Annotated in this window: 24 protein-coding genes; 12 read left to right on the top strand and 12 right to left on the bottom strand. The window is 70.3% G+C overall.

Translation table 11 applies throughout. The annotated features are described in order from the left end of the window. Positions 1-96 precede the first annotated feature (96 nt). Entirely contained in the window at positions 97-873 is a 777-nt protein-coding gene (locus ACQUSM_RS04990; protein ID WP_435116349.1) for a DICT sensory domain-containing protein, read from the bottom strand. A gap of 96 nt (positions 874-969) precedes the next feature. Between ACQUSM_RS04990 and ACQUSM_RS04985 the strand changes: the two genes are divergently transcribed. Further along, positions 970-1,281 carry a hypothetical protein gene (locus tag ACQUSM_RS04985; protein WP_435116347.1) on the top strand — a complete coding sequence of 104 codons (312 nt, stop codon included), beginning with the start codon at positions 970-972 and terminating at the stop codon, positions 1,279-1,281. Positions 1,282-1,303: 22 nt separating this feature from the next. Here the strand turns inward: ACQUSM_RS04985 and ACQUSM_RS04980 are convergent, their stop codons facing one another. Together ACQUSM_RS04980 and ACQUSM_RS04975 are read right to left on the bottom strand one after the other, a co-directional pair. Then, positions 1,304-2,629, bottom strand: a complete 1,326-nt coding sequence (locus tag ACQUSM_RS04980; protein ID WP_435116345.1) for an isochorismate synthase — start codon at positions 2,627-2,629, stop codon at positions 1,304-1,306. A gap of 26 nt (positions 2,630-2,655) precedes the next feature. After that, the gene (locus tag ACQUSM_RS04975) at positions 2,656-3,246 is read right to left on the bottom strand and encodes a sulfite oxidase-like oxidoreductase (protein WP_435116343.1); all 591 of its coding nucleotides are present in this window, start codon (positions 3,244-3,246) and stop codon (positions 2,656-2,658) included. Between the two features lie 166 nt (positions 3,247-3,412). Between ACQUSM_RS04975 and ACQUSM_RS04970 the strand changes: the two genes are divergently transcribed. The 3 genes from ACQUSM_RS04970 to ACQUSM_RS04960 all read left to right on the top strand — a co-directional run bounded on the left by ACQUSM_RS04970 (position 3,413) and on the right by ACQUSM_RS04960 (position 4,347). Then, positions 3,413-3,625 carry a DUF7120 family protein gene (locus ACQUSM_RS04970; RefSeq protein WP_053947743.1) on the top strand — a complete coding sequence of 71 codons (213 nt, stop codon included), beginning with the start codon at positions 3,413-3,415 and terminating at the stop codon, positions 3,623-3,625. Positions 3,626-3,732: 107 nt separating this feature from the next. Next, on the top strand, positions 3,733-4,011 hold the full coding sequence (locus ACQUSM_RS04965) for a UPF0058 family protein (RefSeq protein ID WP_053947744.1): 279 nt from the start codon (positions 3,733-3,735) through the stop codon (positions 4,009-4,011). Next, on the top strand, positions 4,012-4,347 hold the full coding sequence (locus ACQUSM_RS04960; RefSeq protein WP_435116340.1) for a DUF4112 domain-containing protein: 336 nt from the start codon (positions 4,012-4,014) through the stop codon (positions 4,345-4,347). Between the two features lie 3 nt (positions 4,348-4,350). On the opposite strand, the gene ACQUSM_RS04955 is transcribed toward ACQUSM_RS04960, so the two are convergent. Further along, entirely contained in the window at positions 4,351-4,680 is a 330-nt protein-coding gene (locus ACQUSM_RS04955) for a winged helix-turn-helix transcriptional regulator (RefSeq protein ID WP_435116338.1), read from the bottom strand. 98 nt (positions 4,681-4,778) lie between these two features. On the opposite strand from ACQUSM_RS04955, the gene ACQUSM_RS04950 reads away from it, so the two are divergent. Both ACQUSM_RS04950 and ACQUSM_RS04945 read left to right on the top strand, forming a co-directional pair. After that, positions 4,779-5,417: an NAD(P)-dependent oxidoreductase gene (locus ACQUSM_RS04950; RefSeq protein ID WP_435116336.1), complete on the top strand. Its 639-nt coding sequence runs from the start codon at positions 4,779-4,781 to the stop codon at positions 5,415-5,417. Positions 5,418-5,465: 48 nt separating this feature from the next. After that, positions 5,466-5,876 carry a hypothetical protein gene (locus ACQUSM_RS04945; protein ID WP_435116334.1) on the top strand — a complete coding sequence of 137 codons (411 nt, stop codon included), beginning with the start codon at positions 5,466-5,468 and terminating at the stop codon, positions 5,874-5,876. Between the two features lie 13 nt (positions 5,877-5,889). Here the strand turns inward: ACQUSM_RS04945 and ACQUSM_RS04940 are convergent, their stop codons facing one another. Further along, positions 5,890-6,435: a GNAT family N-acetyltransferase gene (locus ACQUSM_RS04940; RefSeq protein WP_435116332.1), complete on the bottom strand. Its 546-nt coding sequence runs from the start codon at positions 6,433-6,435 to the stop codon at positions 5,890-5,892. Between the two features lie 114 nt (positions 6,436-6,549). On the opposite strand from ACQUSM_RS04940, the gene ACQUSM_RS04935 reads away from it, so the two are divergent. Beyond that, positions 6,550-7,701: a M24 family metallopeptidase gene (locus tag ACQUSM_RS04935; RefSeq protein WP_435116330.1), complete on the top strand. Its 1,152-nt coding sequence runs from the start codon at positions 6,550-6,552 to the stop codon at positions 7,699-7,701. 54 nt (positions 7,702-7,755) lie between these two features. Continuing rightward, positions 7,756-9,474, top strand: a complete 1,719-nt coding sequence (locus tag ACQUSM_RS04930) for a rhomboid family intramembrane serine protease (RefSeq protein ID WP_435116328.1) — start codon at positions 7,756-7,758, stop codon at positions 9,472-9,474. Between the two features lie 7 nt (positions 9,475-9,481). Here ACQUSM_RS04930 and surE read toward each other — a convergent pair whose 3' ends face one another. From surE to ACQUSM_RS04915, 3 genes are read right to left on the bottom strand one after another with little or no spacing between them, the layout of a single operon-like run. Continuing rightward, positions 9,482-10,273 (bottom strand): 5'/3'-nucleotidase SurE, encoded by a 792-nt coding sequence (gene surE, locus ACQUSM_RS04925; protein WP_435116326.1) that lies wholly within the window; start codon positions 10,271-10,273, stop codon positions 9,482-9,484. Between the two features lie 45 nt (positions 10,274-10,318). Continuing rightward, entirely contained in the window at positions 10,319-11,140 is an 822-nt protein-coding gene (locus ACQUSM_RS04920) for an HAD-IIA family hydrolase (protein WP_435116324.1), read from the bottom strand. Between the two features lie 43 nt (positions 11,141-11,183). Beyond that, positions 11,184-11,630 carry a DUF4112 domain-containing protein gene (locus ACQUSM_RS04915; RefSeq protein WP_435116322.1) on the bottom strand — a complete coding sequence of 149 codons (447 nt, stop codon included), beginning with the start codon at positions 11,628-11,630 and terminating at the stop codon, positions 11,184-11,186. An 86-nt stretch (positions 11,631-11,716) separates the two neighbouring features. On the opposite strand from ACQUSM_RS04915, the gene ACQUSM_RS04910 reads away from it, so the two are divergent. Further along, on the top strand, positions 11,717-12,376 hold the full coding sequence (locus ACQUSM_RS04910; RefSeq protein ID WP_435116320.1) for a hypothetical protein: 660 nt from the start codon (positions 11,717-11,719) through the stop codon (positions 12,374-12,376). Between the two features lie 58 nt (positions 12,377-12,434). After that, positions 12,435-13,196, top strand: coding sequence for a GTP cyclohydrolase III (locus tag ACQUSM_RS04905; RefSeq protein ID WP_435116318.1), 762 nt, complete (start codon positions 12,435-12,437; stop codon positions 13,194-13,196). A gap of 25 nt (positions 13,197-13,221) precedes the next feature. Here ACQUSM_RS04905 and ACQUSM_RS04900 read toward each other — a convergent pair whose 3' ends face one another. Then, positions 13,222-13,395: a hypothetical protein gene (locus ACQUSM_RS04900; RefSeq protein ID WP_435116316.1), complete on the bottom strand. Its 174-nt coding sequence runs from the start codon at positions 13,393-13,395 to the stop codon at positions 13,222-13,224. 96 nt (positions 13,396-13,491) lie between these two features. Between ACQUSM_RS04900 and ACQUSM_RS04895 the strand changes: the two genes are divergently transcribed. Both ACQUSM_RS04895 and ACQUSM_RS04890 read left to right on the top strand, forming a co-directional pair. After that, positions 13,492-14,400 carry a hypothetical protein gene (locus tag ACQUSM_RS04895; RefSeq protein ID WP_435116314.1) on the top strand — a complete coding sequence of 303 codons (909 nt, stop codon included), beginning with the start codon at positions 13,492-13,494 and terminating at the stop codon, positions 14,398-14,400. Positions 14,401-14,455: 55 nt separating this feature from the next. After that, positions 14,456-15,274, top strand: coding sequence for a BtpA/SgcQ family protein (locus tag ACQUSM_RS04890; protein ID WP_435116312.1), 819 nt, complete (start codon positions 14,456-14,458; stop codon positions 15,272-15,274). Between the two features lie 139 nt (positions 15,275-15,413). Here the strand turns inward: ACQUSM_RS04890 and ACQUSM_RS04885 are convergent, their stop codons facing one another. From ACQUSM_RS04885 to ACQUSM_RS04875, 3 genes are read right to left on the bottom strand one after another with little or no spacing between them, the layout of a single operon-like run. Continuing rightward, positions 15,414-16,082, bottom strand: a complete 669-nt coding sequence (locus tag ACQUSM_RS04885; protein ID WP_435116310.1) for an alpha/beta hydrolase — start codon at positions 16,080-16,082, stop codon at positions 15,414-15,416. Next, entirely contained in the window at positions 16,075-17,184 is a 1,110-nt protein-coding gene (locus ACQUSM_RS04880; RefSeq protein ID WP_435116308.1) for a VOC family protein, read from the bottom strand. Before ACQUSM_RS04880 ends, ACQUSM_RS04885 begins: the two co-directional genes overlap by 8 nt. Then, positions 17,181-17,819: a VOC family protein gene (locus tag ACQUSM_RS04875; RefSeq protein ID WP_435116306.1), complete on the bottom strand. Its 639-nt coding sequence runs from the start codon at positions 17,817-17,819 to the stop codon at positions 17,181-17,183. Before ACQUSM_RS04875 ends, ACQUSM_RS04880 begins: the two co-directional genes overlap by 4 nt. Positions 17,820-17,915: the final 96 nt, after the last annotated feature.

The following is a 17,915-nucleotide window of genomic DNA, read 5'->3' as shown; positions in this document are numbered from 1 at the left end:
GACGAGCGTCACGAACGCGAGCACCAGCAGCAGTTTGGCTTTGGTGGACATACGCGACCGTTGGAGCGTCCGTGACATAAAGCCGCCGACCCCGACTCAGAGCTCCCGGCGGACGTAGTCGTCGACGGCCAGCGCCTCCTCGCGGTCGCTGGTGAAAAATCCGTCCCAGACGCCGTCGTCGCCCTGAATTGCCAGCAGCGCCAGCGGCTCCGGCCCGCCGGGCTGCTCGGCGTCGGGCGGGCGATGGACCACGAACCACGAGTCGCGGTAGTCGGGGGAATCGCCGGCGTGGACGGTGACGCCGAGTTCGGCCGCCCGCTCGGCGCCGCCGTCGTCGACGCCGTAGACGTGCGTGTCGACGCCGCTCTCGCCCAGCCGGCGGTACACTCGCTGGGTCCCCTGCTCGTCGACGATCCGGGAGAGCCGCTGGAACGACGCGCGGTGGGTGCCGGCGTCGTGTTCCCACGCGGCCCGCTCGATGTGTCGGGAGACCGCGATCAGGAGGAGCTTCTCCTTGTGTGACTGGGGGTAGCCACGGAGCCGGAACTGCACCCCCTCGAGCCCGGTGATCACCGCCGGGAGGTTCGTCTCCGCGAGGCTCGTCGAGCCGGTGACGAACGCGTCGGAGTTGGTGAACAGCAGCGACTCCGACACCGCCGAGAGCGGCGACTCCGCGAGCACGTTCCCCTCCCCGTCGAGCAACAGCACGGTGTTCTCGGGGACCCCCTCGACGGCGGCCTCGTCGACGGTCACCGACTGCTCGGTGAACATCCCGGCGAGCATCGAGCGGAGCTGCTCGGGCTGGCTCCGGTTCGCGAGCACGAGCCCTCGCTGGGCGCCCTCGTGTTCCTCGACGAGCCGCCGTAGCGACATCGATACCGAGGTTGGCCGGTCGACATATATGCCCTTCGGCGGATCGATGCGAACCGCGGGGAAAACGCCTTGCGAGTCGGCGCACAACCGACGAGTATGGCCCTCCAGTCGGATCGGTACGTCGCGATCCTCCTCGGCCGTGTCACCCTCGGTGTGTTCGCCGCGACCGGCGCGCTGGTCGCGCTCTCGGAGTGGGGCGTCATCCCGCGGGAAGCGCTGCTCGTCGGCGCGCCGGCGATCGTCGCCGCGCTGCTGCTCGATACGTTCCTCTACAACGAGTTTCTGCTCGCCGGCGGCCCCCCGTGGCTCTGGGTGGAGATCTACGCGTTCCTCTACGTGCAGGCGGCCGTCGTCGGTGCGGTCGCGTACGTGCTCCGAGCGTACTGGTCGGAGCCGATCGACGGGTGAGTCCGGCGCTCCCCCCGCGCCGTCACTCCCCCAACGCCGCGAGGATCGGCTCCAGCTTCAGCCCGACCTCGTCCCACTCGGCCTCGGGGTCGCTGTCCGCGACGATCCCGTTGCCCGCGAACAGCGTGGCGCGCCGGCCGCCGGCCACCGCCGAACGGATGCCGACCGCGAACTCGCCGTCGCCGTCGGCGTCGAACCAGCCGACCGGGGCGGCGTACCAGCCGCGCTCGAACGTCTCGGTCTCCCGAATCACGCGCTCGGCAGTCGCCGGCGGCAGGCCGCCGACCGCAGGCGTGGGGTGCAGTGCCTCGACGAGGTCGAGCACGTGGCGGTCGTCGTGGAGATCGGCCTCGATCGGCGTGTGGAGATGCTGGACGGTCGCCAGCTTGCGGACGCCCTGCTCGGCGACGGTCACCTCCCCCATCGGGGAGAGGTGATCCTCGATCGCCTCGGCAACCAGCGCCTGCTCGTGCTGGAGCTTCTCACTCTCGAGCAGCGAGTCGGCGAGCGTGGCGTCCTCCTCGGGCGTCTCCCCGCGTGCGACTGTGCCCGCGAGCGCCTCCGTGCGGGCGTGACGGCCGTCGAGGCGGACCAGCCGCTCCGGCGGGACGCCGAAGAAGCCCGCCTCGTCGGTCGGCTGGATCAGGAAGCGGAAGCAGTCGGGGTAGGAGCGCCGCAGCCGTTCCAGCGTGTCCGGGATCGTGACTTCCTCCTCCAGCGTGACCGCCAGCGCGACCGCGAGCACCACCTTCCGGAGGTCGCCGGCCTCGATGCGCTCGATCGCCGCCTCGATGCCCGCGGCCCACTCCGCCTCGGTGGTCGTGCGGCGGCTGGCGACGACGCCCGGCGGGTCGCCGACGGGGCGCATCGCGGGGAGCTCGGCGATCTTGTCGGCGATACGCTCGACGTCGCGTGCGAGCGCGTCGCCGTCGCCGTCGGCGCGGACGACCGTGAGGAGGGTCGCGTCGTCGGTGCGGACCAGTTGGACCCGCGGGAGCACGAACGTCGCCGGCGGGAACCCCTCCCACGGCGGTGCGGGCTCGTGGTCGTCGTGGAACGCGGCGCCGCCGAAGAATCTGGGTCTCGCGGCGCCGTCCGGCGTCTCCGCGCCGGCGAACGTGGTCTCGGCGGCGTCCCGAACCGTCGCGAACCGCTCGGTCCCCTCGCCGGTCAGCCGGGCGGCCTCGCCCGCACCCACCACTTCCAGCCCGTCCGGGGCGGCCCAGTGGACACGCGGGGCTCCCCGGCCGGCGAGGAACGCGCGGAACGAGGCGTCCGGCACCTCCCGGCTCTCGGCGACGAGCGTCGTCTCGGCCGGGTCGATGCCGGCCTGCCGCGGTGACTCCATCTGCTCTCCCTTTTCGGTGGTCGGCCCTAACTGTACCGCTCCTCGTTCCACGGGTTCGCGGAGTCGGAGTACCCCCGCTTCTCCCAGTAGCCGAGCTCGGGCTCGGTGAGGAACTCGACGCCTTTCACCCACTTCGCGCCCTTGTAGGCGTACTTGTGGGGCGTGACCACCCGGAGCGGCCCGCCGTGTTCCGCGGGGAGGGGGTCGCCGTCGAACGCCCAGACGAACATGACCTCCCGGCGGTCACAGTCCGCGAGCGGGAGGTCGGTCGTGTAGCCGTCGTGGGCGTGGAACATGACGTGCTCGGCGTCGTCCCGTACCCCGACCGCGTTGGCGAGCTCGGGGAACGGCAGCCCGGTGAACTCGCAGTCGAACTTCGACCAGCCGGTGACACAGTGGAAGTCCTGCACCTGCGTCTCGGGCGCGAGCGAGCGGAACTCCTCGGCAGTAAACTCTCGTTCATCTTCGACGGCGCCGGAGACGGTGAACGTCCAGTCGTCGTCGACGGCCGGCGTCTCCCCCTTCGAGAGCACCGGGAAGCTCTCGGTCTGCCGCTGGCCCGGCGGGAGGCGCTCGCCGTCGAACTCCTCGTGGAGCGCCGTCACGTCCGTAGTCATACCCGAACCCAGTGGACCCGTTCACCTATGGTTATCGGAATCGGTGGAGTGCCATCGGGCGTGACGAGACCGCGAACCGGCGTGATGGCGGTTCTACGGTTCGTTCTCGGCTCCGGCGACCGCGCCAACGAACTTAAATACCCGCTGTGCCAAACCCCCCTGACAGATGCCCAAGGTCGATCTCACTGTCCCCGAGCACCTTGAAATGCAGATCGCACAGCTCGTCGAGCAGGGCGAGTTTGTGGACCGAAACGAGGCCGTCGAGGAGCTGCTCTCGACGGGACTGAAAGCCTACAAGACCAGCGGCCCCATGGACGACGAGGAGCCCGAGTACGAGGAGGAGGGCATGATGGGCCACGAGGACGAGTACGTCTTCTGACGCCGCCTTCTACGAGTATCGCTCGCCGTCGAGAGCGTCGGCTATCGATCGCCCGTATGAGAGTTCCCCCCAATAACGTTTAACCGCCGGAACCGCGTGGTTCGGGTATGCACAAGGACGAACTGCTCGAACTCCACGAACAGATGGTCATCATCATGGAGAACTTCCGGGACCGCGAGGACGTCGAAGACGGGACGTTCGACGAGTACGACGAGCTCGACGTGGACCCCTCACACGTCCACAAATCCAAGAGCGAGCACAAACACGCCGTGTTCGTGCTGGGCAACGCGCTCGCGAACGCGATGAGCGACGACGAGTTCTCCTCCGCCGGCCGGATCGGCAAGCGGATGCAGGAGCTCGCCGAGGACGCCGAGAGCCGACTGTAGATGGCCGAGCCGGCTCGGCTCACCCGGGCCCGCGCGGTCGCGGAGCTGCTGGACGCGGCGTTCACGCTCCCGCTGATCGGCGAGATCGGCGTCGACGGCATCGTCGGCCTCCTGCCGATCGCCGGCGACTGGCTCACCGTCCTCCCGTCGACGTACATCGTCTACCAGGGGTATCGGCTGGGGCTGCCCAAGCGCGCCTGCCTCTGGATGCTGCTGCTCGTTCTGATCGAAGCGACGCTCGGGAGCGTCCCGATCGTCGGCGACGCCCTCGACATCGTCTGGAAAGCCAACCGACGGAACGTCGCGCGGATCGAACGCCACGTCGACGCCGACTGATCCTCACTCGTCGAGCCACGTCTCCGCCCACTCGGCGATCTCGTCGAACGCGCCGTGGAGCTCCTCGCCCTTCCGCGTCAGCGAGTAGTAGACCGCGACGGGGCTTCCCTCCGTGACCCGCCGCTCGACGTACCCCTGCTCCTCCAAGTCGTCGAGCACGCGCGAGAGCGTCTGGGAGTTGGCGTCGGTAGCGCGCTTGAGCTCGTTGAACCGCAGTTCGCCCTCCCTGAGCACGTGGATGACGGTCATCCGCCAGCGGGAGCCGATCTGTTCGAGCGTCTCGATCACGGGACAGTTCCGGTACTTGGCTTCGAGGTCGGTGGTCGATGACATCGGTGTGACCTGGTCACGCCTACGTTCGCGGAACTATTTGACGGTCACTCTCCAACAGTAGGTGTGACGGCGTGACCACACGTCGTCGGACACTCACCATGGACGTACTCCTACTCGGTGCGAGCGGACGGATCGGACGACGAACCGCGACGGAACTCCTCCGACGCGATCACCGCGTAACCGGGGTCTCCCGGAGCGGCGCGGTCGATGGCGTCGACGACCCCGACTTCGACGCGGTCGCCGGCGACGCGACCGACGCCGACGCGGTCGCCAAGCTCGCGGCCGGCCACGACGCCGTCGTCTCCGCGCTCGGCCCCAGCGAGGACGAGGACCCCGAGGTGCTGACGACGATGATCGAGGCGGTGATCGAGGGGATGCGCCGCGCCGGCGTCGACCGCCTCGTCTGGACCGGCGGCGCGGGCATCCTCCGTGTCGGCCCCGACGCCCGCCTCATCGAGACCGAGGAGTTCCCCGAGGAGTGGGTCCCGGTCGCGAGCGCCGCCATCGACGCCTACGAGCGCCTCGAGGGGGCCGACGACCTCGAGTGGACCTACGTCGCGCCGGCGGCGCTGATCGAACCCGGCGAGCGAACCGGGGAGTACCGCACCGCGGTCGACGAACTGGTGACGGACGACGAGGGCGACAGCTACGTCTCGATGGAGGACTTCGCGATCGCGCTGGTCGACGAACTCGAATCGGGCGAGGGCGTTCACGAGAAGCTCGGCGTCGGCTACTGAGCACGCCGAGGCGGGACGCTTATGGGTTGGCTCGCCGACAGCCCGGCCGTGTCCTCCACCACCGACGAACCCAGCGAACGGACCCTCACCGCCATCGGCGTCGGATCGGCCCTGATGCAGATCGTCGCCTTCACCGCTGTCGGCGTGGTAACGCTCGAAAGCGTCCCCTACGGCGTCGCCGTCGGCGGCCTCTCCGGGGCCGGGGCGTTCCTCTTCCTCCCGTGGTTCCTCAGCCTCTCGGCCGCGACTGAGGGGGGCGAAGCCGGGCTGGGTCAGGCGGCCAAGCGGATCGATCGCGCCGCCGGGCCGGGGCTGTTCGGGCTCGGGCTCGAACTCGGCGCGATCGCCGCCCTCGCGCTCGGCTTCGTTCGCGGTCCCGACCTCCTGCTGGGGCTCCCGGCCGCGCTGGCCGTCGCGGTCGGCGTCTACCTCGCCGGCTCCGCCCTGCTCGGGCGGTAGCCGTGTCGACGGCTCACAGCGTCCGGGACATCCGGTGGGCGGCGCCCATCGGGTTCACCGTCGAGAAGCCGGCGCGGCTGTAGAACCGCTGGATGCCGCGCTTCCACGACTCGACGGTGAGCCAGACGTATCTGACGCCCTGTTCGCGGGCGTACCCCAGCCCGTTCGCCATGAGCCGGCTGCCGATCCCGGCGTGCTGGTACTCCTGATGGACGAAGATCGCGAGCTCGTGGCGGTCGGTGCCGTCGGGGACGAAGCTCACGTGGCCGACGGGCCGCCCGTCGTAGATCGCGACGACGTTCACGCCGTCGCGGAGGTCGTCGAGCCACGCCTCGATGTTCTCGGCGCCGATCGGGGGCGTCCCCTGCGCCCGCAGTTCGGGGTCGAACTCGTCGTACATCTCGACGAGCCCCTCGAAGTCGCCCTCGCGGTACGGTCGGATTCGTACCTCCCGCCCCTCGGCGTCGACGAACGTCTCCGGCGGCTCCGTCGGGCGGATCCGCGACGGCCTGATCCGGTCGATGAGCCCGTCGACGCCCCGGCGTAGCTTCCCTATCACGGCACACCACCTGTGCTACTCGTCCACACATCACGAGCCGATCGGTATAAACGCTCGTGCCGGAGTCGGGGCGACAGCCCCCGGAACTAAGCCCGGGCCGACGCAGGAGGGGGTATGGACGCGAGCCTCGTTGCGGAGAAAGTCGAACAGGCCCGCGACGCCGTCGCCGACAGCGACGCCGACGCGTGGCTGATCTTCTGCCGGGAGACCGACGAGATCCACGAGCCGACGCTGCCGTACGTGCTGGGGTTCGACGTGGTCTGGCCGACTGCGGTCGTGATCGGCCCCGAGGAGTCGACGGTCGTGCTCGGCCAGCACGACGCGCCGACCGCGGAGGAGCTCGGGGTCCACGAGGTTCGGCCGTACGACGAGTCGATCGAGGAGCAGCTCCGGGCGGCGCTCTCGGGGGCCGAGACGGTCGCGATCAACTTCGACCGCGACGACAACGTCGCCGACGGGCTCACCCACGGGATGTACCTGCGGCTCACCGACCTGCTGCCGGACCGGGAGTTCGTCGGCGCCGGCGGGATCGTCGCGGACGTACGCGGGATCAAGTCCGACACCGAACACGAGCGCGTCACGGCGGCCGCCGAAACGACGCTGGACCTGCTCCACGACGCCGCCGACGAGTGGACGCCCGAGACGACCGAGGCCGAGGTGGCGGACTACCTCCACGGGCGGATGCGCGAGGCCGGCTACGACAGCGCGTGGTCGTGGGAGTACTGCCCGACCGTCCACGCCGGCGGCGACGCCGACGTAGGCCACACGCTCCCCAGCGATCGAACGGTTCCCGAGGGGGAACTGCTCCACGTCGACTTCGGCGTCGTGTGCGACGGCTACGCGGCCGACCTCCAGCGGCTCTGGGTCCGGGGGGAGCCGCCCGCGGGGCTCGTCGAGGCGTTCGAGGACGTCCGCGCCGCGATCGAGGCGGGGTACGAGGAGCTCGAACCCGGCGCCGTCGGTCACCGCGTCGACGCTCGCGCCCGCGCGGAACTGGTCGCGCGGGACCGCGAGCTGTTCGATCACGCCCTCGGCCACCAAGTCGGGCGGAGCGCCCACGACGGCGGCACGCTGCTCGGCCCGGAGTGGGACCGCTACGGCGAGTCCGTCGAGGGAGAGGTCCGCCCCGGCGAACTGTACACGATCGAGCTCGGCCTCGACACCGAGTGGGGGTACGTCGGGCAGGAGGAGATGGTCCGCGTGACCGAGGACGGCGTCGAGTACGTCGTCGAGCCCCAGACGGATCTCTGGCGGCTGGCCGAGTAGGCCCCGAACGCTCTCGGGCGAGCTTTCAAGGGCGGTGACGGCACTACTACGCCCATGTCCGTGTCGCTCGCCCTCCAGTTCGGCGCGGTCCCGTGGGGGCTGCTCCAGCGCGCGTTCGTCGTCGTCGCGCTGCTCGCCGGCGCCGCCCTCGCGCTCCGCCTCGACGACGGCCGCCTCCCGGCTCGCCTCCGCGAGCGGTTCGTCCTCGGCGTCCCGTGGGGGACGCTCGTCACCGTCTCGGGGGTGCTCGCGGTGTACCTGTTCCTGCAGGGCGGCTACTGGCACTGGTACCGCCCGGTCGTGCTCCCGTTCCGCGCGTGGTCGTACGCCGAGCCGCTGGGGATGCTCGTCGCCGGCTTCGCCCACGCCGGCCCGGGCCACCTGCTCGGCAACCTCTTCGGTGCGCTCACGCTCGCGCCGATCGTGGAGTACGCGGTCGGCCACTACCCAGCGACGGGGCGGTCACCCCACTACGAGCCGTCGACGCGCCGCGAACGCCTCGCCGCGTTGCGGTACGATCCGATCGCTCGCGCGTTCCTGCTGTTCCCGCTCGCGGTCGCCGTCGTCGGCGTCGTTCTCACGCTGTTCACGGTCGGCGCCGTGATTGGCTTCTCGGGCGTCGTGTTCGCGTTCGCCGGCTTCGCGCTGGTGCGCTACCCGCTGGGGACGGTGCTGGCGCTGGTGGGATCGGACCTGCTGAACCTCCTCTACAACGCGCTCCGGGACCCGACGATCACCGCCTCGGGGCGTTCGCGGTTCGTCACGCCGTGGTTCGCCGACATCGCGATTCAGGGCCACGCGATCGGCCTGCTCGCGGGGGTGGTACTGGGCGCGCTGCTGCTCCGGCGTCGTCCGATCGACACCCCGTCGCCGTCTCGACTGTTCACCGGCGCGCTCCTGCTCGCCAGCGCACAGTCGCTCTGGGCTGTGTACTGGTACCGCGGCGGCACCGAGTACGTACTCTACCGCGCCGTCGGGCTCGGCCTCGTCGCGCTGGCGGCGGCGTTGATCGTCGTCGCCGTCACCGCCCCGGAACATCGCCCGTTCGGGCGTCTCCGGGACAGTGAGCCCGCTCGCTCCGGCGACACCCGGCTCGTGGACCTCTCCGTCCGGCAGATCGCGGTCGCGTTGATCGTGATCGTCGCGGCGGTGCTGTCGGGGCCCGCGGTCGCGGTTAACCTCGTCTCGACACAGGGCGATCTGCCGGGCGAGCCAGTCACCGTTCGGGGGTACGAAGTCACCTACGCGGAGGGCGTCGAGAACGAACTCGTGTCGGCGATCCCCGCCACGCTGTTCGGGGAGACCACACAGGTCACCACCTCGGGGGTGATCGTCTCGAACCGCGACAGGGGGGTCTGGCTGTCGGTCGTCCCGCGGGGACGGCTCGCGTCCAACGGTCGCGCGACGGTCGTCGTCGGCGGGGTCGGCTGGCGGGAGACGGTAACCGCAGTCCGTCGCGGCTGGACCGCGGTCGGCGGCGGCACCGCCTACGCGGTGGCGCTCGAAGACGGCGACGAACGGCGGACGGTGTTCACCTCCGGCCCCGCCCGGGCGGAGCCGCGTGTCGCGAACCAGAACGTCTCGGTCGTCGCCGGGAACGAGTCGTTCCACCTCCTCGTGAGCGAGGGGAACGACACGGTCCGTCGGCCGCTGCCGCGGGCCAACGAGTCGGTGACCGTGCGGAACGTGACGTTCCACGGGGGGAACGGGCGGGTCGTCGCCGTCCACGACGGGACGCGCGTGACGGTGCTGCGAGTCGAGACGTACAACTGAGAACCGGTCAGACCCGATACGTCGCCGCCAGCTCGTCGAGGTGGTCGTGGCGCTCAACCGAGTGCGGCGCCGCGAGCGGCGAGACGCTGATCTCGCCGTCGACGACCGCACGGCGGTCGGTGCCGTCCTCGTCGGGGATGTCGCCGCGCTGCATCCGCTGCCAGATGTTGTCCTCGAGCCGGATCGTCTCGCCGTCGAACTCGGCGGTCATCGCGTACAGCGGCGACGGCTCGGTGACGGTCATCGGCGGCCGGCCCTCGGCCGAGTCGGGCGCGGGGGCGTTGACGTTGAGGTAATCCGCCTCGTCGAACACGCCCGAGCCGAGCGACTCCTTGACCAGGTACGCCGCGGCGTCGCAGGCGTCGGCGTACGCCTCCTTCGGCGGGGTGAGGTTCTCGAACTCCTCGTCGTCGGTCGTCGGGACGTACTGGGAGACGGCGATCGCGGGCACGTCGAAGAACGTCGCTTCGACGGCCGCGGAGACGGTGCCCGAGCGGCCCATCACGTAGGAGCCGAGGTTGGCCCCCTTGTTGCAGCCGGCGACGACCACGTCCACGTCGGGGCAGAGCGCCTCGACGCCGGCGATCACGCAGTCCACGGGCGTCCCCTCGACCGCGTAGCCGAGTTCGTACTCGTGGACCGTCGCCTCGAAGGAGCGAGCGCGGCCGACGGCGCTCTGGTTCGAGTACGGCGCGACCGCGACCGGGTCGCCCACCGTTTCGAGCGCCTCGTACAGCGCCCGGAACCCCGGGCTCTCGATCCCGTCGTCGTTGGTCACCAGAATGCGTGGCTCGCTCATGCCCGTCGATGCGACGGAACCGCGGTTAAGCGGTTCGACTCCGGCTCAGTCGTACCGCGGCGCGGTCCCGTCGAGTACCGACTCGATCCCCGAGAGGTCGTCCACGACGTAGTCCGGCGTCACGGTCGAGCGGGCGAGCCGGCCCTCGTCGGTCACGCCCGAGCGCACGAGCACGGTCGTCATCCCTGTGTCGGCGGCCAGCGCGATATCCGTGTCGAGGCGGTCGCCGACGACCAGACAGTCCGCCGCCTCGCAGCCGAGCCGGTCGAGCGCCAGCTCTCGGGTGATCGCGTGGGGTTTGCCGAGCACCGCGTCGGGCTCGCGCTCGGCCGTGCCGGTGACCGCGGCGATCATCGCACCCGAGCCCGGTACGTCGCCGTCGGCGGCGGGGATCACCGCGTCGGGGTCGCTCCCGACGATGGGCAGCGCCTCGCTCCGGACGGTCCGCGCGGCGGTCGTGAGCGTGTCGTAGTCGAACTCGCGGTCGATCGACACCACCGCCACGTCGACGCCGCGCTCGGGGTTGCCGTGTCTGCCGGCGACGACGGTGTCGAACCCCGCGTTCTCCAACTGTTCACGCAGGCCGCGCTCGCCGACGAGGTACACCGTCTCGCCGGCGTGGTGGCGGCCGAGGTACGCGACCGTGCTCGCGCCGGCGGTGAGAATCTCCTCGCTGGCGGCGTCGACGCCCGTGCGCCGGAGCTTCTCGGCGTACGCCGCCGGCGGCCGCGTGGGGTTGTTGGAGACGAACAGCCGCCGGATCCCCCGTTCGGCGAGCGTCTCGAGGCCGGCCTCGGCCCCCGGAAGCAGCCGCTCGCCCCGGACCACCGTGCCGTCCACGTCGAGGATCGCGCCGTCGTAGCTCATGGGGGGTCCTACGGTCGGCAGGGTCGAAAAGGCGCCGCTCGGGCTACTCCGGCGTCGTGACCGGGATCGTCACCGCGTCGTCGTCCTCCTCGGGCACGTCGCCGAACAGGTCGTCCATCGCGGCCTCGACGTTCCACTTGTTCGCCTTGAACACCGCGTCGAACGCCGGCCCGACGAACGGGATCGAGCCGCCGGCGAAATCGACGGTTATCCGGGCGAGCATCCCCAGTAAGGTCGTGAACGAGACGCCCAGCCGGGCCGACTCGATCACGACGTACAGCGAGATGCCGGCGCTGAGCGCGTCGCCGACCCCCGGGAGCATCGAGAGCAGCGGGTCGACGCCGATCCGGTACTCGATCACGGGGATCTCGATCGACTCGTCGAGCACCATCGCGACGGTGCGCATTCGCTCCAGCGCCGCACGGTCGACCGATTCGGGCACATCGGCCGGGTCGATACCGTCGAACGCCGCGGCGATCTCGTCACTCATGGCTCCCGGTAGGGGCGTGAGCCGGGTAAGCACTGGGGCGGTCCGGTGCCGCCGACAGTTAAGCACCGTCGGCCCGAACTCGGGGTATGAGCACGCTCGACGTCGTCGACCGCTGGGACGGCGGTATCAGTTGGACGCTCGCCGAAGAGGTCGGCGAGATGCACCGCACCAGCCACGCGATCGAGACGGACGACGGCCTCTGGGTGATCGACCCCGTCGACGCCCCGGGGCTCGACGACGAACTCGCGGATCTGGGCGAGGTTGCCGGCGTGACGCTGTTGCTCGACCGCCACAAGCGCGACGCCGCCGCGGTCGCCCGGCGCCACGATGTGCGGGTTTCGCTGCCCGAACCGCTCTCGGGCGTCGCCGACGAACTCGACGCCGAGACCGAGCTGTACAGCCGGGCGCTCCCCGACACCGAGTTCCGAACGATCACGGTCGTCGACAACCGCTTCTGGCACGAGGTGGCGCTGTACGACCGCGATCGCGGGACGCTGATCGTCCCCGAGGCCGTCGGCACGGCCGAGTTCTTCAGAACCGGGGCGGAGCGATTGGGCGTCCACCCCGCACTGCGGCTGTTCCCGCCGCGGACCGCGCTCGGCGGCCTCTCTCCCGACAGCGTGCTCGTCGGCCACGGACCGGGCGTGTTCGACGACGCCGCGAACGCGCTGCGAGTCGCGCTGGCCCGCTCGCGGAAGAGCGCACCGAGGTACTACGCCGGGCTCCTGTTGTCGCCGCTGCGGTAGCGTCACGCATTCGGGAATACCAAACTACAACTGCGACAGCCACCCTACCTCGGGTAACGTGACACGTCCGCAGCTCACCCACATCCAGATCGACAACTACGGCCCGTGGACCGTCGAGCCCGAACCCCGCCGGGAGATGGACCTGCAGACGCTGCAGTCCCGGCTGTTCGCGGACATCGCACAGTTCGTCGGCTCCCGGGACGGCTACGCCTTCTTCACCCGGTTCGACAACATGGTCGCCGTCACCAACGGCCTCGACCGGTCCGACCACGAACTCCTGCAGGAGTCGGTCGGTAACCGCTACCCGATCTCCGTTAGCCTCGGCACCGCGATCGATCCCGTCCCGATCGAGGCACTGGAGGGCGCGACCGAGCGCGTCCAAGAGGCGGGCAGCGCACAGGATCGCGGCCGACGCGAGGTGCTCGGCGGCGAGTACCGGCCGCCCGAGGCCGGCGACGTGTCGATCGCTCACTTCGACGTGAACGACGCGACCGGGAAGTACACCGACCGGCTGAACGAGTTCGACTCGTTCATCCGTATCGAGCAGGCGTACGCCAGCCTGATGCGGTACATGCGTGAGGCCCACGGCGCCCTCTCCTTCTTCGTCGGCGGCGACAACGTGATCTCGATCGTCCCGGAGATGGACGAGGCCGAGTATCAGGACGCCATCGAACACGTCAGCGACGACGCCGACGTGGAGCTCAAAGTCGGCGTCGGGTTCGGTCCCACGCCCCACGACGCGGGGATCGACGCCAAACACGCGCTGGAAGACTGCCGATACGACGGGACGCGGGTGGAGTTCGCCGGCGACGAGCACTGAGGCGGTGCCCGCTTGGGGCCCGATCTCAGAGGCGCGTCACCAGCAGATAGCCGACGAGCGCCAGCCCGAGCAGCAGTCCGACGAGGTACGCGACGAACCGGCGGTTCCCGCCGCCGAGGGCCGCGTCGAACAGCACGCTGGCCGCACCCCATACGGCGAGCACGACGCCGACGAGAAGCACCGTCTCAGCGGCCGTCACCGTTGATCACGTCGGTTGGGGCGAGCCGACGCGGCTTAGCCGTTGTGACACGCCCCTTCCGCAACCGCTTTTTCCGTCGGCCCCGTCGCACGGGTAATGACTGAGCCGGTACCCGTCGCGGTTCCCCGCAAGGGGCGGCCGCTGGAGGCGGTGCTGGAGCGGGTCGCCACCGTCGCCGACACGCCCGACGCCGACGCGACGGTCGATCAGGTGACCTCCGTGCTCCGCTACGAGAAGGCGATCACGAAGGGCGAACAGACCGCCGAGAAGGGGAGCTACGAGCGGCTGCTCGAGTACTCCGCGCCGGCCGACTCGATGGGGCCGGAGTTCACGCTGCTCCGTGACGACCGGAAGGGGAAGCCGCGGCGGATCGTCTTCGACAGCCTCACCGTCGAGCTCGACGGCACGCCAGTCCACCTCGTGGGCCGGGAGGAGCCGTTCCGCGCGCTGCGGACCCACGAGTTCGCGCTCGGGTTCGACGCCGCCGATCTGGTGCTGGAGGAGGTCGTCTCCCTCGGCCCGGAGGGCGTCGACAACCTCGCCGCCGTCAACGAACGGATCGACCCGACGGAGTCCGACGTGCGCGTCGTCACCGGGCTCGGTGACACGGTGTACCACACGCTGCTCGGAACGCCCGAAACCGTCCCCTCCGGCACCGACCTCGACCGGGCGTTCCTCGCCGACTACGAGGGGCCGCTCTGTATCTCGCCACGCTACGAGCGGCTGGTGGAAGCGGTGCTGGGGATGGACGCGCTCGACGGCGTCGAGTTCGTCTACCCCGAGAACGGGCAAGAGGAGGAGGCCGCCATCGCCGAGGCCGGCGTCGGTGTCTATCTCACCGTGACCGGGAACACTGCTCGCGACCACGGCCTCGTGCTGGGTGAACAGCTGTTCCCCAGCGAGACCGTGCTGCTCGAGAACACCGCCGAAGTCGACGGCGAGATCGAAGCCGTGCGTTCGATCATCACCGGCGGGCTCCGTGAGAAGACCGAGCTCTGGGCGTAGCGCCGTTTCGAGCCGGAGTCGTCAGAGCTTACCCGGGCGGGTTCGACGCTCGGCTATGGATCTCGAAACCACCTTCGGGCGGAGCCAACCGATCGTCGGGATGGTCCACCTCGATCCGCTGCCGGGCGCGCCGAAGTTCGACGGCGACCGCGCGGGCGTGATCGAGCGGGCGCGTGCCGACGCACGCGCACTCGAGGCCGGCGGCGTCGACGCCGTGATGGTCGAGAACTTCGGTGACGCGCCGTTCTACCCCGACGACGTTCCGAAGCACGTCGTCGCCTCAATGACCCACGCCGCGGGCGCGGTCGCCGACGAGGTCGACCTGCCGGTGGGCGTGAACGTGCTCCGGAACGACGCGGCCGCGGATCTCGCGGTCGCACAAGCCGTCGGCGCGGAGTTCATGCGCGTCAACGTCCACACCGGGGCGCGCGTCGCCGACCAGGGGATCATCGAGGGGAAAGCCTACGAGACGATGCGGGAGCGCGAGCGCCTCGGCGCCGACGTGGCGGTGTTCGCCGACCACGACGTGAAACACTCCGCACCCATCGCTGCCGACGATTTCACTGCCGAGTCCTTCGCCGACAACGTCGAGCGCGGGCTGGCCGACGCCACGGTCGTCTCGGGGATGGGCACTGGCCACGCCGTCGACCGGGAGGAGCTCCAGCGAGCCGCCGACCGCCGCGAGGAGTTCGGGCTGGACGTGCCGCTGTTCGTGGGCAGCGGTGTCTCCGCCGACACGGTCGGAGAGATCCTCTCGATCGCCGACGGCGTCATCGTCGGCACCGCGCTCAAGTCGGGGTCGGCCTCCGGCGACCCCGTGAGCGAGGAGCGGACCCGGGAGCTGGTCGCCGCCGCCGACGAGGTCCGGGAGTAGCCGTCGCTGTCGACGCAGGGAGCGAACAGGCGGCCGCCGCATGCCCGAGGCGTGTGGCCGCACACCCGCAGACGCCCCGGGTCGGTTCTCAGCGCATCGACGGGCCTGCCCGCGCTCTCGCTCAAAAGGGTTCGTCCGATCAGTCGAGCAGATCGTCGAGAGTGTGGCGGATCCAGTCCATCTCGTTTTCGTTCACCTGATGGCCCAGCCCCTCGTAGAGCCGTTCTGTCACGTCGGCGCCGCGCTCGCGGTAGGCGTCGGCGGACTCCCGGACCCGGAACGCGGGGACTTGCGGATCGTCCTCGTCGCAGCCGAAGAAGACGGGCGTCCCGTCGAGGCTCTCCTCGTCGGCGTCGGGCCACGTCGTCCGCTCCGGGCCGATCAAGGCGCCGCTGAGTGCGGCCAAGCCGCCGTAGCGTTCGGGGTTGCGATACACGTACTCGCTAGCCAGACAGCCGCCTTGCGAGAAGCCGAGCACGAGTACCTTCTCACGCGGGACGCCGGCGTCGAGCGCCAGTTCGACCGCGTCGTCCACGGCGCGAAGCGCCGAATCGAGGTGTGGCTGGTTCACGTCGCGCTCGGCCATGAACGAGTGCGGGTACCAACTGCTGTGGTACGCTTCCGGCGCGATGTGGGTCACGCCGGAGCGGCCGAGTTCGTCCGCGAGGTCGAGCACGGTGCCCGGACGGGCCCCGCGACCGTGAAGCAGGACCAGCGCCGCCTCCGCGGCGCCCGTCGGCGCGCCCGCGGTCAGTATCGGCTGGCCCGCGTGGGGACCCTCGCCGCCGACGGTCGGGGGGTTACTCATCGGTCGCGTCCCGCCGTTCCGGATCGGCGCCGCCCGCCACGGGTTCGTCGAGCGGCGGGAGCTGCTCGCGGAGCATCCACTCGTCCTCTTCCAACCACGGTGGGAGTCGGAGGTCGCTTCCGAGTTCGTCGGTCGGCTCGTCGCGTGTGAGCCCGGGGCCGTCGGTCGCGAGCTCGAACAGCACGCCGCCGGGGTCGCGGACGTACACCGAGTCGAAGTAGTAGCGATCCCGGGGCGGCGACGGGGAGAGCCCGGCGTCGAGCAGTCGGTCGTGCCACGCGTCGAGCGCCGCGCGGTCGGGCACCCGGAGCGCGACGTGGTGGCCAGTTCCGGCGCCCTCCTTCCCCCACGGCTCCTCGCGAGCGAAGAGATCGATCACGGTTCCCGGCGTCGGTGATCGGGCGAGATCGGTCGTGTCGGCGCCCAGCCCTTCGGTCTCGACGCCGTCGGCGCCGGCGACGTAGCGAACGCGCTCGCCTTCCTGTCCGACGAGGCCGAAGCCGAACAGCTCCAGCACGCGGCCAGTGACGTAGGGGCTGTTCGAGCGCAGGGTGACCGAGTGCACGCCGCGGATCGCCCGCTCGCTCGGGACGCTCTCGTCCCACGGATCGACGGCGCGTGTGTCGGTCCCGAGGACGCCCGCGGCGGCGCTCTCGACCAACGCGAGGTCGAGGCCGTCCGGGTCGGTGAAGGTGAGGATCGGTTCGTCGAACCGGTCGCTGGGGTCGTCGACGGCGACGCCATGGTCGGCGAGGTGGTCCTGCCAGTAAGCGAGGCTCCCCTCGGGGACCGCGAACGTCGTCTCGCTTGGCTGCCCGGCACCGCGACGGCCGCCGACGTCCAGCGGGTAGGGGAACGCGGTGAACGTCGTTCCTGGCGTCCCTGTCGCGTCACCGAAGTAGAGGTGATGGACCGCGGGCTCGTCGTGGTTGACGGTTCGCTTGACGAGCCGCATCCCCAGCACGTCGCGGTAGAACGTCAGCGTCCCGTGTGGGTCGCCGCTGACGACGGAGACGTGGTGGATGCCGGGCGTGTCGGGCGCAGTCGTCTGTCCGTCGCCGCCGGGCGACAGCGTGTCGAGTTCGGGCTCCCGCTCGCTCACAGTCCCCCCGTCCCGGAGGACGCCGTAGTGGGGATGTCGATCTCCTCGACCGGGATACCGAGCTCCTCCAGCGCGGCGCGCATGTGCTCGTCTTTCACGTACTCGTCGCCGTCGTCGACGCGGTGGGCCTGTGCGTGGGCCAGCACCTCGCCCCGGCGGTCGTCCGGGATCTCGAACTTGTCCGCGGCGAGCTCGATCGTGAGGCCGTTGTGGTCCCGGGTGTACAGCGAGTGGAACGCGCCGCGGTCGAACTCGTTGTAGCCGTAGCCGTGGTCCTCCAGCGCCTCGGCGATCTCGGCCATTCGCTCGCCGTCGATGCTGAACGCGAGGTGGTGGACCCCGCCCATCCCGACGCGCTGGGGGCGGTTGTCGGAGTCCCGATCGCTCACGAAGAACGTGATGATCCGCCCGTCGCCGGCGTCGAAGAACAGGTGGGTCGCGTCGGGGTTGTCGAGGTTCGGCTGGCGCAGCACCAGCGGCATCCCGAGGATGTCCCGGTAGTACTCGACGGTGTCCTCCTCGTTGCTCCCGATCAGCGTGATGTGGTCGACGCCGGTGACCCCGACGGGGCTGTCGGGTTTCTCGGCGGTGACGGGGATGTCGCTCTCGTCGGCTTGGGTGGGTACGTCGGACATAGTTGTCTCGTGTTACCAGCTTCGTGGCCCTCACCTAAAGCCGTTCTTGGACACCACTACCACCCGGTGACACGAGTGTTAGCCGCCGGAAGCACG

The sequence above is a fragment of the Halolamina sp. C58 genome, from assembly GCF_051195095.1.
GTDB lineage: Archaea > Halobacteriota > Halobacteria > Halobacteriales > Haloferacaceae > Halolamina.
This window is presented reverse-complemented; position numbering and strand designations above follow the sequence as displayed.